This window comes from Acidovorax sp. Root219, from assembly GCF_001428665.1.
GTDB lineage: Bacteria > Pseudomonadota > Gammaproteobacteria > Burkholderiales > Burkholderiaceae_C > Acidovorax.
In genome coordinates this window covers 199,256-211,956 of record NZ_LMIJ01000004.1, presented here as the reverse complement: position 1 = coordinate 211,956, position 12,701 = coordinate 199,256, and the positions used below count along the sequence as shown (strand labels likewise).

The 12,701-nt window shown below is 68.3% G+C and carries 13 protein-coding genes; 5 read left to right on the top strand and 8 right to left on the bottom strand.

Annotated elements, in window-relative coordinates:
* Positions 1-676, top strand: a 676-nt coding sequence (locus ASE28_RS05455) for a hypothetical protein (protein ID WP_369818119.1), incomplete at its 5' end; no start/stop codon positions are given.
* 136 nt (positions 677-812) lie between these two features.
* Here ASE28_RS05455 and ASE28_RS05450 read toward each other — a convergent pair.
* The 7 genes from ASE28_RS05450 to ASE28_RS05420 form a co-directional block, all read right to left on the bottom strand.
* Entirely contained in the window at positions 813-1,289 is a 477-nt protein-coding gene (locus ASE28_RS05450) for a copper chaperone PCu(A)C (RefSeq protein WP_057205199.1), read from the bottom strand.
* Between the two features lie 28 nt (positions 1,290-1,317).
* Positions 1,318-1,965 (bottom strand): SCO family protein, encoded by a 648-nt coding sequence (locus ASE28_RS05445; protein ID WP_057265259.1) that lies wholly within the window; start codon positions 1,963-1,965, stop codon positions 1,318-1,320.
* Positions 1,966-2,088: 123 nt separating this feature from the next.
* Positions 2,089-2,451, bottom strand: coding sequence for a hypothetical protein (locus ASE28_RS05440; RefSeq protein ID WP_057265257.1), 363 nt, complete (start codon positions 2,449-2,451; stop codon positions 2,089-2,091).
* Positions 2,452-2,526: 75 nt separating this feature from the next.
* Positions 2,527-3,861, bottom strand: a complete 1,335-nt coding sequence (locus ASE28_RS05435; protein WP_057265254.1) for an MFS transporter — start codon at positions 3,859-3,861, stop codon at positions 2,527-2,529.
* 55 nt (positions 3,862-3,916) lie between these two features.
* The gene (locus ASE28_RS05430; protein WP_057265252.1) at positions 3,917-5,005 is read right to left on the bottom strand and encodes a hypothetical protein; all 1,089 of its coding nucleotides are present in this window, start codon (positions 5,003-5,005) and stop codon (positions 3,917-3,919) included.
* 9 nt (positions 5,006-5,014) lie between these two features.
* Positions 5,015-5,800 (bottom strand): SDR family NAD(P)-dependent oxidoreductase, encoded by a 786-nt coding sequence (locus ASE28_RS05425; protein ID WP_082607919.1) that lies wholly within the window; start codon positions 5,798-5,800, stop codon positions 5,015-5,017.
* Positions 5,797-6,321, bottom strand: a complete 525-nt coding sequence (locus tag ASE28_RS05420) for an ester cyclase (protein ID WP_057265247.1) — start codon at positions 6,319-6,321, stop codon at positions 5,797-5,799. The genes ASE28_RS05425 and ASE28_RS05420 overlap by 4 nt, the downstream gene beginning before the upstream one ends.
* 217 nt (positions 6,322-6,538) lie before the next feature.
* On the opposite strand from ASE28_RS05420, the gene ASE28_RS05415 reads away from it, so the two are divergent.
* Positions 6,539-7,255 (top strand): Crp/Fnr family transcriptional regulator, encoded by a 717-nt coding sequence (locus ASE28_RS05415; RefSeq protein ID WP_057265246.1) that lies wholly within the window; start codon positions 6,539-6,541, stop codon positions 7,253-7,255.
* 9 nt (positions 7,256-7,264) lie between these two features.
* On the opposite strand, the gene ASE28_RS05410 is transcribed toward ASE28_RS05415, so the two are convergent.
* On the bottom strand, positions 7,265-8,002 hold the full coding sequence (locus ASE28_RS05410) for a TetR/AcrR family transcriptional regulator (RefSeq protein WP_057265245.1): 738 nt from the start codon (positions 8,000-8,002) through the stop codon (positions 7,265-7,267).
* A gap of 310 nt (positions 8,003-8,312) precedes the next feature.
* Here ASE28_RS05410 and ASE28_RS05405 point away from each other — a divergent pair, with 310 nt between their 5' ends.
* From ASE28_RS05405 to ASE28_RS05395, 3 genes are all read left to right on the top strand, one after another.
* The gene (locus ASE28_RS05405; protein WP_057265244.1) at positions 8,313-9,662 is read left to right on the top strand and encodes an NAD(P)-dependent oxidoreductase; all 1,350 of its coding nucleotides are present in this window, start codon (positions 8,313-8,315) and stop codon (positions 9,660-9,662) included.
* A gap of 45 nt (positions 9,663-9,707) precedes the next feature.
* Complete coding sequence (preA, locus tag ASE28_RS05400) at positions 9,708-11,015, top strand: NAD-dependent dihydropyrimidine dehydrogenase subunit PreA (protein WP_057265243.1); 1,308 nt, start codon at positions 9,708-9,710, stop codon at positions 11,013-11,015.
* 195 nt (positions 11,016-11,210) lie between these two features.
* The gene (locus ASE28_RS05395; protein WP_057265242.1) at positions 11,211-12,668 is read left to right on the top strand and encodes an NCS1 family nucleobase:cation symporter-1; all 1,458 of its coding nucleotides are present in this window, start codon (positions 11,211-11,213) and stop codon (positions 12,666-12,668) included.
* Positions 12,669-12,701 lie beyond the last annotated feature (33 nt).

The window sequence follows — 12,701 nt, the reverse complement described above, 5'->3', positions numbered from 1 at the left end:
AGGCCACACCCTGTTCGTCGATGCCGATGGCGCCGTGCATGCCTGCGGCGTCAACAGCGCCGGCCAGCTTGGCGATGGCACTCTGGTGAACCCCTCGACCGAAGTACCCAAGATCGCGCACATTGCGGGCCTGCCGCCCGTGGTTGCAGCAGCGGCGGGGTCTGCGATCTCTGGCGTGATTGGAACGGACGGCAGCGTCTGGGTGTGGGGCAAGACCACCCACCTGGCCACAGGCGCCCCGGACAAATCCACGACTCCCGTGCGGGTGACGCTGGCGAATGGGGCACCATTCGATGCTGGCCGGGTGGGTGAAGCCCCCGGCACCTTTGCCGGAGGGCAGGATGGCCCCCTGAGCAACGTCACGGTGGACGTGGGCGCCCTGATATCGCCATTGCACCGCGGCAAGACGGGGCGGGTCTATGTGGCCGCACTCGCCGGATCGACGGCCCTCTTCCTGGGCCCGAACGGATGGGCGCCCTACACCGGAGGCGTCTTCCCGGCGTACGGACGTGGCCCGCTGCCCCGCACGGTGCCCGTGAACATTGCGTCCGGCCTGAACTTCAGCGGGCTGGAGGGTGTGCAGTTGGTGGTGGGGTACGGTGTGGGTGACGATGCCACGGCCGCAGCGGAGATGGTCCGTGCCGGCCGCTACAAGGTCGTCCACACGCTGAACTGAGCGGCACACCGTCGCTCGTTGGGTCGCCCTGCGGCGCTGTAGCAAGCGCCGTCAGCGGCTTTCCGTCGGATTGTTCGATTGGATGCAAATCCGTACCAGAGCGGCGGCGGACCCACTGTCCGCTTTGCCATGGCGTTCAGTGCTTGTGCGCACCCTGGGCCGCAGCTGGCGCTGCGGCGTTGAGCGGTCGCACGGGGGCCTTGACCTCCACCGATTCGCGCTTGCCGTCCTTGCCCTCGAAGACCAGGGTGATCGGCACCGTGTCGCCCTCTTTCACCTGCTGCTGGAGGTTCATCAGCATCACGTGGTAACCGCCGGGTTGGAGGTTCACTGCCTTGCCGGCGGGCAGCTCGACGGCGGGCACCTGGCGCATGCGCATGACGTTGTCCTGCATGGCCATCTCATGGACCTCGACGGCGCTCGTGAGCGGGGAACTGGCAGACACCAGTCTGCTGTCCTTGGCGGCCTGGATCTGCATGAAGGCGCCCGTGGCCTGCTGCTGGGGCACGGTGGCGCGCACCCACGCGTCCTTGACGGTGACCTGGGCGAAGGCCGGGATGGCGAGCGCGGCGAAGCAAGCGGCAGCCAGAATGGATCGTTGGATGGAATGCATGGGAATGGTCTCTGTGGATGGAAGGGGTTCAGGCGGAGTGCAGCAACTGGCGCAGGTCGTCGGCGCAGTCCTTGGCGCTTTGTTCGTGGCGCAGCACCAGGCGCGGCTTGCCTTGCGGGTCGAAGACATAGCTGAACGCGGAGTGGTCCATGGTGTAGGACGCGCCCGTGGGCACCTTCTTGTAATAGACCTTGAACTCCTTGGCTGCCGCGGCCGTCTGCTCCAGGTCGCCATACAGGCCGATGAAGCTCGGATCGAACACCTGCGTGTAGGCGCCCAGCACGGTCGGGTTGTCGCGCTCGGGGTCGATGGTGATGAAGACCACCTGCAGCCGATGGCCGTCGTCGCCGAGCAGGCGGCGGATCTCTGCCGCACGGGTGAGGGCCGTGGGGCACACGTCGGGGCACTGCGTGAAGCCGAAGAACAGCATCACCGCCTTGCCCCGGTAGTCGGCCAGTGTGCGCACCTGGCCCTGGGCATCCTTGAGCTGGAAATCCCGGGCGTACTCGGCGCCGGTGATGTCCATGCCCTTGTAGGCCACTGGCGCCTTCTTGCAGCCGGCGAGCGATGCCGCCAGCAGGGGCGCGAGCGCCAGGGCCAGCAGGCCGCGGCGGTGGTGGGAGGGGCCCGGCGCTGCGGCAGCGGCCAGGCGTGGTGGTGTCGATGGGGTGTTCATGGGGGTACGTATCGAGGATCGGACGGCGGGCTACCGCCGAGGCGCGCACCGGCGCCGCCAAGGCGCGGTGGTTACCGCTCAAAGCGCGCGCATGCCCTGGGTGGGCACGCAGCAGCGCAGGTGTCAGGCGAGGGAGGTCGGTGGCCCGCGGGCGGGCAGGGGAGCGCCAACGATGGCAGCGATGGCGGCAGCCACAGCGGGCGCGAGCGCGTGCGCCAGAGGCTCATGGCGCTGTGCATGCTGCTGCACGGGTGGCGGCGGTGCGCTGGCGCCCAGGCACATGGCGCAATCGAGGGTGTGCTGCCCCAGTTCGGTGGCACCGCCATCTTCGCTGACCGCCACCAGCTTGACGGTGCTGCCCGTGGTGCAGACCATCTGCAGGGCCTGGGGGTGGACGATGGGCGACGCGATCGCCGCGCCCACGGTCAGCACGAACCACGCCAGGATCAGGCGGGCCAGCAGTGACGAGGTGCGCAGCGCGTACATGGCCGCATTATCGTCCCGGCCCCCTGTGCGCGGGTGGGGTGGGGCAATTTGTCCCAGGCCCCGAGGGAGATGGGTTCAGCGCGCTGCCTGCCTGCCGCGCCCCACGGCCAGCACCATCAGCACCGCTGCCAGTACCAGGGCGCCACTCAGCAGGTACAGGCTGAGCGTGAAGCCGCCGGTCGCTGTCTTGATGGCGCCCACCATCACCGGCGCCACCACGCCGGCCGTGCCGCCAATGGTCGTGATGAGGGCGATGCCCATCGCCGCAGCGTTGCGGCTCAGCAGGCTGCCGGGCACGGCCCAGAGGATGGCGAAGGCGCTGGAGATGCCGACCGAGGCCAGCGACAGGCATGCCACTGCGGCCACCGGGCTCTGCATGAACAGGGTGGTGAGCGACAGCCCGGCCGCGCCGATGCAGGCCGTCACCGCGAAATGCCAGCGCCGCTCCTGCCGTCGGTCGGAATGCCCGGCGATGAGCAGCGTGGCCACGATGCCCGTGACTGCCGGCACCACCGAGTACAGGCCGATCTGCATCACCGACAGGCCCATGGACTGCAGCATGGTGGGCTGCCAGAACGACATGGCGTAGATGCCCAGGATCACCAGGAAGGAGATGAAGCCCAGCAGCCACACCTGCCCGTTGCGCAATGCGCTGCCAAAGCTGCTGCGCGCATCCGCGCCGCTGGCGGCCTGGTCGCGTGCCAGATCGTCCTGCACCTGGCGCTTTTGCGCGGGCGTGAGCCAGCGGGCGGCCTGTGGCCCGTCGTCGAGCAGCTTGTACGCCAGCACGGCCAACAGCACGCAGGGCACCCCTTCCACGAGAAACAGCCACTGCCAGCCCCGCAGCGACAGCAGGCCGTCCAGGTAGGTCATGCTGGCGCCCGCCAGCGGCCCGGCGACGATGGGCGCCGCGCCGTAGGCCATGAAGAACAACGCCGTGACCTTGGCCCGCCGCTGCGAGGGAAACCACAGCGTGAGGTAGAACAGCACGCCGGGCGCAAAGCCCGCCTCGAATACCCCCACCAGGAAGCGCAGCACGTAGAACTGCGCCGGCGTGGTCACCCACAGCGTGGCGGCCGAGGCCAGGCCCCACAACCCCATGATGCGCAGCAGCGTGAGCCGAAAGCCCACGCGCGCCAGCAGCATGTTGCTCGGTATCTCGAACAGCGCATAGCCGATGAAGAAGATGCCCGCGCCCAGGCCGAACACCGCGTCGCTGAAGCCCAGGTCGCTCTTCATCTGCAACTGGGCGTAGCCGATGTTGGTGCGGTCCAAGTAATTGAACACATAGCAGGCGAACAGCACCGGGATCAACCGCCAGGCGATCTGGCGGTAGGTGGCGTCGTCGGCGGTGGACGGTGCCTGGGTGGCACCTGCCGCAGCGGGGAAAAGGGCGGTGGGGGAGTTCATGGCGTTTGTCTCGTGTTGTTTGTGTGGAAAGCCGCGCAGGGAACCGCCGTCGATATCACCCAGGTCGCTGCAGCACGCCGGACGTGGTGGCACCCCACAGGTGGCTGGTCGGCGCCCCCGGAAACAGCCAGTGCGGTGAGCATTCGCTGGACGGCACCACGTTGCTGAAACCGTGCGTGGCCGACATGCCGGCGATGGTCTTCTCCAGCACCATCGACAGGTACTGGTCGACGCTGCCCTCCTGGGTGTTGCCGTTCAGGACCACCTCGGAGCCGGTGGCCTTCGCGTAGCGGCGTATGCCGTTGTGGCGCGAGGCCTCGGGCGCCCAGCTGTCGGCGCTCACGCCGTTCTCGCTGCTCACGCGGATGCCGTCGCCCGTGCGGTACACCAGCGAGTGGTTGCCCTCGGTATGGCCCGGCGTGTGCACCAGCGCGATGCCGCGCCCCAGTTGCACGCTGCCGTCGAAGGGCACGATGCGTTCGGGCGCCACGCCTTGCAACCCCTCGGGGCAGTACCAGTCGGCCTGCGTGGGCAGCAGGCCGGCCACGCTGGCCAGCTCCTGGCGGTGCACCAACAGGCGGGCGTTGGGCAGCAGGCCGCGCTCGCTGCCCGTGCCCAGCCAGCGGCGCAGGTTCTGCGTGTGCAGGTGGTCGTAGGTGATGAAGTCGATCTGCCCGGGCGCCACGCCCACCGAGGCCAGGGCCTGCAGCACCGTGCCGTACACCGGCGCGATCACGCCGTGCAGAAACTTCGGGGTCTGCTCGCTCAGGCGCTTGAAATAGGGCGTCTCGCTGCCCGTCTCGAAATCGGCGGGGGTGAACAGCAGGTTTCTGAGGTGCCCCTCGAAATCCTCGAACTGCACCAGCACCGTGCGCGCCAGCAGGTGCACCATGTGCGGCTTGAGCAACTGCTGCGAATACACGCCGTTGAAGGCATACCAGGCCGGGTAGGGGATGCGCAGCAGGTCGAAGCTGCGCGCATAGCGCACGGCAGGTTCGCCGAGAAAGCGCTCGCGGAACTGCTCGCCCGCGCGGCGCAGCGCGCGCAGCCGGTCCTGCGGCGTGGGGGCGCTGCGTGCGCCGTCGAAGTCGGCCACTGGCTGCAGCAGGCTGGCCGGCGAGAGGGGTTCGGTCATCATGTTCATAAGGTCTCCTCAGTACAAAGAGCGGCCGCCCGAAATGTCGAAGACGGCGCCGGTGCTGAACGAGCAATCGGCAGACGCCAGCCAGGCCGCCATGGCGGCCACCTCGGCTGGTTCGACGAAGCGGGCCATGGGCACGCGCGACAGCAGGGCCTGGTGCAGCTGGGCGCGGTGTTCTTCGGGAACGCCGTCGAACACCGCTGTCTCTGCGGCCGACGGGGTGATGCAGTTCACGAGCACGCCTGCGCTGGCCAGTTCCTTGCCCATCGACTTGGTCAGCGCGATCAGCCCGGCCTTGGAGGCCGAATACGCGGCATTCAGGCCATTGCCTTCCTTGCCCGCGACCGAGGCGATGTTGACCACGCGCCGCCCGACCGCGGGCGCGCGCTGACCGGCGATATCTGCCAGCATCTGCGGCACCAGCGCGCGGCAGCACAGGAAGGCGCCGGTGAGGTTGATGTCCAGCACCGCACGCCACTGGGCCGCGCTGTGCTCCCAGGTGGGCACCAGCGGGCCCAGCACGCCGGCGTTGTTCACGAGCACGGTGGCCGGGCCCAGTGCCGCGGCGCTGGCCTCGGCGGCTGCGGATACGGCGGCCTCGTCGCGCACGTCGGCGCCTGCGGTGAACACCCGACCCGGCGCGTCCAGCGCCTGCGCTGCGCCCTGCAACTGGCGGTCGCTGATGTCCCACAGCGAGACGTTGGCGCCCTCGTGCAGGAAGCGGCGTGCAATCGCCAGGCCGATGCCCTGGGCCCCACCGGTCACCACCGCGTGGTGGCCCTGCAGGCGCCCCATCATGCCGTGGCCTGCTCGGGTACCGGTGTCTTGCCGGAGGTGGCTGCCTGGCCGCCGAGCAGCGAGCCGATGATGCCGGGCAGCGCGGCCGGTGGCACGCCCACCAGCAACTGGCGCAGCATGGTCAGCGTGTCGAAGTACACCCGCTCGCAGACCAGGTTCTCGGCCTCGTCGAAGATGAACAGCGCGATCATGCGGCAGCGGAAGGTGTTGCCTGTGGGCGGCAAGGCGCCCAGAGGTCCCTTGTGCGTGCCCAGCAGCCAGAACTCCACGATGACCGAGTCGCCGGCATGGCGCAGTTCGATGATTTCGTGCCGCTGGTCCGGGAAGGCCTGGCGCGTGGCGGTGTAGTAGCGGCGCACGTCCTCGTTGCCGTCGTGCACTTCGCCGGTGGGGATCAGTTCGTAGTGCGGGTGCGGGAAGGTGCCGAGCACGGCATCGAAATCCTGGCGGGTTTCGTCGGCGAAGTGGTCGAGCACGGTCTTCTCGCGGCGGGCATTGCGTTCGGTGGTGGGGGTGGTCATGTGGGCGTCCTTCAGGTCGATGGCGGTTCAAGGAGTGCGGCGACCCGAGGGGCCTGCCGCGCACCGGTCCACTATCCGCAGGCCGCCCTGGCGAGACTGTCCGGTGTTGGCAATTGGGGGGTGGTACAAACCCGAAGATGTCCGCCGGACGTCGCCATGGCGACCCCCCTTGCCCACACAATGGCTGCCGCCAGCCACCTCGCCCCGAGCGCACGCCATGCCTTCCCAGCCCGAACCGGCACCCGATACCGACCTTCCGGCCCACCTCGGGCACCGTGCCGATGAGCGATTGCGCTTGCCGCAGGAGGTGCAGGACGCCCTGCTGCAGGTGGCGCACCGCCGGCAACTGCAGCGTGGGGATTCGCTGTTCCTCAAGGGGTCGGCTCCCGACGCGCTGTTCGGCATGGTGCAGGGCGCCCTGCGCGTGAGCGTGGCCGCGCCCGACGGGCGCGAGGCCGTCATCGCCGTGCTGGAGCCGGGCCACTGGTTCGGCGAGGTCTCGCTGTTCGTGGGTCAGCAGCGGGTGTACGACACCTGCGCGGTGGAGCCGTCGGAGGTGGCCGTGGTCCAGGCGGCGGATTTCCACCACCTGATCGCCACGCAGCCGGCGCTGCACATGGCCTTCACGCGGCTGGTGTGCCTGCGGCTGCGCCAGGCCCTGGCCTGGATCGACGACGCCATCCTGCAGCCGCTGTCCGTGCGGCTGGCGCACCGGCTCGTGACGCTGGACAGCCGGCCCGCCAGCGCGGAGTCCACCACGGTGGTGCTGGCCGTGTCGCAGGAGGACCTGGCCTTCATGCTCGGCGTGTCGCGCCAGAGCATCAACCGCCAGCTCAAGCAATGGGAAGAAGAGGGGATGCTGCGTGTGGGCTACCGCGTGGTCGAACTGCTCGACCGCGAACGCCTGGCCCGCTACGCAGCACAGCCCGCGTGATGCCGTCCGTCAGTCCGCCCTGGGCGGGTTGTCCAGCGCCGCGTCAGGTTCCAGTGCCTTGATCACCATGCGGCAGATCAGCTCCTCGGCCTTGCCGTAGTCGCGCTCGGTCAGCGCGGGCTTGCCCAGCAGCAGGGCGAACTGTGCTTCCTGCTCGGCATACGCCTGGGTTACGGACCAGATGATGAACATCAGGTGGGTGAAGTTCACGCGTGCGATACGCCCCTCGCGCGCCCAGCGCTCAAAGGTGCGCACCTCGGCCTTGAGCAGCGGCCCCACCCGCGCGGCGATGGCCTTGCCATAGCGTGGTGCACCGGCAATCACCTCTTTGGTGAATACCTTTGCACCATTGGGGCGCTCGCGCGAGTAGCGCAGCTTGGCGCGGATGTAGCGGCGCAGTGCCTGCTGGGGGTCGTCGCTGTGCGACAGGTCTTCCATCCCCGCGAGCCATTGGGTCAGCACGTCGTCCAGCACGCGCTGGTACAGCGCTTCCTTGTTCGGGAAGTAGTACAGCAGGTTGTGCCGGCTGATGCCGATGGCCGCCGCGATGTTCTCCAGGGAGGCACCCTCGAAGCCGAACTGCGCGAAATGGTTCTCCGCCTCGGTCAGGATGCCCTGCTCCTTGAGCAGGCGCGACGCGGTGGGCGCCTTGGCGGCTGTATCCGCGGCAGGGGCGGTCGCCGGGGGGCTGGGGGCTTCCGGGCGCCGCCGGGCGGAGGCGGAGGGGGGCTGTCGGGCGTCGGTCATTGCACCATTGTGTGTCAATGTGGCTGGCAAAAGCCTGGCATGCGGCTTGCTGTAGGGATTTTACTAATTGGTAAATTTTTACTGGTTGGTAAATTCAACAGCCAGCAGGGCACCGGTGCAGCCAAAGCACCGGGCACCTGCAACCCCTAGCGAGGCCCACGATGAAACCTCCGGAATTTGCGGCTGCATGCCCTTGTGCATGCACTGTTTGCGCAGCCCCCTGCCGCCGTCCGTGCGGATCGGGCCACGCCGCTGCGTTGCCGGCGTGCAGCGCCCCTGCCCCCACCCTGACCCTGCCGGAGGAAATCTGATGGACACACCCGCAAGCCACGCCTGCGGCATTCATGCCGCACGCCTGAACCTGGCCGACTACGCCACCCGCTTCGGCGACGCCCACCCGCCGCTGACGCGCCCGCAGGCGCTGATCGAGGCCGAGCGCTGCTACTACTGCCACGATGCGCCTTGCGCCACGGCCTGCCCCACGGGCATCGACATCCCCTCCTTCATCCACCGCATCGCGCAGGACAACAACCGGGGCGCCGCCCGCGCCATCCTGGAGGCCAACCCCCTGGGTGGCATGTGCGCCCGCGTCTGCCCCACCGAGGTGCTGTGCGAGCAGGCCTGCGTGCGCAACACCAATGAGGACAAGCCGGTCGAGATCGGCTCGCTGCAGCGCTACGCCACCGATGCCTTCTTCGCCAAGCCCGGTGCCCCGTTGTTCCAGCGTGCCGCATCCACCGGCAAGCGCATCGCCGTGGTCGGGGCCGGCCCCGCAGGCTTGGCCTGCGCCCACGGCCTGGCGGTGCGCGGCCACGACGTCGTGCTGTTCGACGCCCGCCCCAAGCTCGGCGGCCTCAACGAATACGGGCTGGCCAGCTACAAGACCACAGGCAACTTCGCCCAGAAGGAAGTCGAGTGGCTGCTGTCGATTGGCGGCATCGAGGTGCGCACGCACCAGTTGCTGGGCCGCGACATGACCCTCGACAGCCTGCTGGCCAGCCACGACGCAGTGTTCCTCGGCCTGGGCCTGTCGGGCGTGAACGCCCTGGGCATCGCCGAGCCCACGGCCACCGGTGTGCGCAATGCCGTGGACTTCATTGCCGAGCTGCGCCAGACGGCTGACCTGTCAACCCTGCCCGTGGGGCGCAGCGTGGTCGTGATCGGCGGCGGCATGACGGCGGTGGATGCCGCCGTGCAGGCGCGCAAGCTCGGTGCCGAAGAGGTGACGATTGCCTACCGCCGCGGGGCCGAGAGCATGTCCGCCTCGCACGTCGAGCAGGAATGGGCGCAGACCAACGGCGTCACCATCCGCCACTTCGCTGCGCCCAAGGAGGTGCTCAGTGCCGATGGCGCTGTGACCGGGGTGCGCTTTGCCGCCACGGCACTGGAAGGCGGCCGGCTCATTGAAACCGGTGAGAACTTCGTGATCCCGGCCGACATGGTGCTCAAGGCCATTGGCCAGACCTATGTGCCCGAGCCCGTGGGCCAGGCCATCGCGCTCACCGGCGGGCGCATCGCTACCGACGCGGACGGCCGCACCAGCCTGGCCCGGGTGTGGGCCGGCGGCGACTGCCGGGCCGGGGGGCGCGACCTCACCGTGGAAGCCGTGGAGCACGGCAAGGTGGCCGCCATCTCGATCCACGCCGCACTGGCCGCCTGAGCGCCGTTCAGCCGCCATCACCGCACATCACCGGAGCACCACACCATGGCCGACATCCGCAGCAATTTTCTGGGCATCAGCAGCCCCAACCCCTTCTGGCTGGCCTCGGCGCCCCCCACCGACAAGGAAGTCAACGTCACCCGTGCCTTCGAGGCGGGCTGGGGCGGCGTGGTCTGGAAGACCCTGGGCGAGGACCCCTCGGTGGTCAACGTCAACGGCCCGCGCTACGCCACGCTGATGTCGCAGGACCGGCACGTGATCGGGCTGAACAACATCGAGCTGATCACCGACCGGCCGCTGCACACCAACCTCGAAGAGATCAAGCGCGTCAAGCGCAACTGGCCCGACCGGGCCATGATCGTCTCTCTCATGGTGCCCTGCGAGGAGCAGAGCTGGAAGAGCATCCTGCCCCTGGTCGAGGACACCGGGGCCGATGGCATCGAACTGAACTTCGGCTGCCCGCACGGCATGAGCGAGCGCGGCATGGGCGCCGCCGTGGGCCAGGTGCCCGAGTACATCCAGATGGTCACGGCCTGGTGCAAGCACTACAGCCGCCTGCCGGTGATCGTCAAGCTCACGCCCAACATCACCGACGTGCGCCACCCCGCGCGCGCGGCCAAGGCGGGCGGGGCCGATGCGGTGTCGCTGATCAACACCATCAACTCCATCATGGGCGTGGACCTGGACCGCATGACCATGAGTCCCAGCACCGACGGCTGGGGCTCGCACGGCGGCTACTGCGGCCCGGCAGTCAAGCCCATCGCCCTGAACATGGTGGCAGAGATCGCGCGTGACGCGCAGACCGCAGGCCTGCCCATCAGCGGCATCGGCGGCATCACCACCTGGCGCGACGCGGCCGAGTACATCGCGCTGGGCTGCGGCACGGTGCAGGTGTGCACGGCGGCCATGGTGTACGGCTTCAAGATCGTGCAGGACATGTGCGACGGGCTGTCCAACTTCATGGACGAGCGCGGCTACAAGACCATTGAAGACTTTAAGGGCCAGGCCGTGCCCACCGTCAAGGACTGGAAGAACCTCAACCTCGACCACATCGACAAGGCCGTCATCAACCAGGACGCCTGCATCCAGTGCGGCCGCTGCCACGTGGTCTGCGAGGACACCTCGCACCAGGCCATCACTTTCACCAAGGAAGGTGGCGTGCGCAAGTTCGAGGTCAACGATGCCGAGTGCGTGGGCTGCAATCTGTGCGTCTCCATCTGCCCCGTGCCCGAGTGCATCACGCTGCGCAGCCTCGCGCCCGGCGAGGTGGATGCGCGCACGGGCAAGGTGGTCACAGGCGAGTACGCGAACTGGACGACCCACCCCAACAACCCCCAGCGGGTTGCTGCGTGATGCAGTGCCTGGCGGACAGCGCACCCCGGTGCTGCGCTGCATCTGGCGCAGTGCGCTGTGCGCCGGTAGCATCGCTCGCTTCCCCTGGAGCGTGAACTTGCTCCGTCCCGCCATCTGCCTCCCACCGGAACGCCGGATCCGGCAGCGGCTTGTGTGCAACCCCAAGAAGTAAATATTTCACAGAGGAGTAAAGGCATGAACCACAGTACCGGCAGCGCCGCCCATGGGGCGGGGCACCTGCCCGGCGCAGCGTCCAATCCGCTGGCCAACGAAGATCTGCTCCCCACCACGCAGGCGCAGCGCCACTGGGCGTGGAAGGACTATGCCGCCCTGTGGGTGGGCATGGTGGTCTGCGTGCCCACCTACACCATGGCCAGTTCCATGCTGGACCAGGGCTTCACCTGGCAGATGGCGGTGTGGCTGGTGTTTTTGGCCAATTGCATCGTGCTGATTCCCATGGTGCTCATCGGCCGCGTGGGGCCGCGCTACGGCGTGCCGTTTCCGGTGCTGGCGCGTGCCTCCTTCGGCGTCAAGGGCGCCAACCTGCCGGCCGTGCTGCGCGGGCTGGTGGCCTGCGGCTGGTTCTCGATCAACTGCTACTTCGGCGCGCTGGCGCTGCACGGCTTCCTGAACATCCTGGGCATGGGGCTCGCGGGGCCGGCCGAGGGGCAGACCATCAGCACCTCGCAGTTCATGTGCTTCCTGGCGTTCTGGGCGGTGCACCTCTGGTTCATCTGGAAGGGGCCCGAATCCATCCGCCTGCTGGAGGTGATCGCCGCGCCGCTGATGGTGGGCGCCTCGCTGCTGCTGGTCGTGGTGCTGATGATGAAGGTGCCCGCTGGTCAACTGTTCAACCTGCCCGCCAAGGTGGTGGAGGGCGGGCCCAAGACCTGGGCGGCGCTGACCGGGCTGGTGGGCTTCTGGGCCACGCTGGCCCTGAACATCCCCGACTTCACGCGCTTTGCGCGTTCGCAGAAGGACCAGGTCATCGGCCAGGCCATCGGCCTGCCCATTCCCATGGCTCTCTTCTCCATGGTGGGCGTCATCGGCTTCTCGGCCTCGGCCATCCTCTACGGCAAGGCGCAGTTGTTCCCTGACGGCCTGCTCACGCAGATGGGCAGCGTGGCCGCCGGCATCGGCCTGCTGGTCATCCTGCTGGCCAACCTCACCACCAACGTGGCGGCCAACCTGGTCTCGCCCTCGTACGACTTCAGCCAGATCGCGCCATCGAAGATCAGCTTTCGCATGGGCGGCATGATCGCCGCGCTCATAGGCCTCTTGTTCATGCCCTGGAAGCTGCTGGCCACCTCGGGCGGCTACCTGTTCACCTGGCTGGGCGGCTACGGCACGCTGCTGGGCGCCATCGCCGGCATCCTGCTGGTGGACTACTACCTGGTGCGCAAGGGCGAGCTCAAGGTGGACGACCTGTACCGCCGTGGTGGCGAGTACGAGTACAGCAATGGCTGGAACATCCACGCCCTGGTGGCCTTCTTCCTGGGCGTGCTGCCCTGCCTGCCCGGTTACCTGGCGGTGTCGGGCGTGCTTGACAAGGGCTCCGTCCCGGGCCTGCTGCAGTCGCTGTTCGACTTTGGCTGGTTCTTCAGCCTCGCCGTCGCCGGCACCTATTACTACCTGACCGCGAAGAAGAAATGACGACCCGCCCTGCAGCGGCCTCACCCGGCCTGC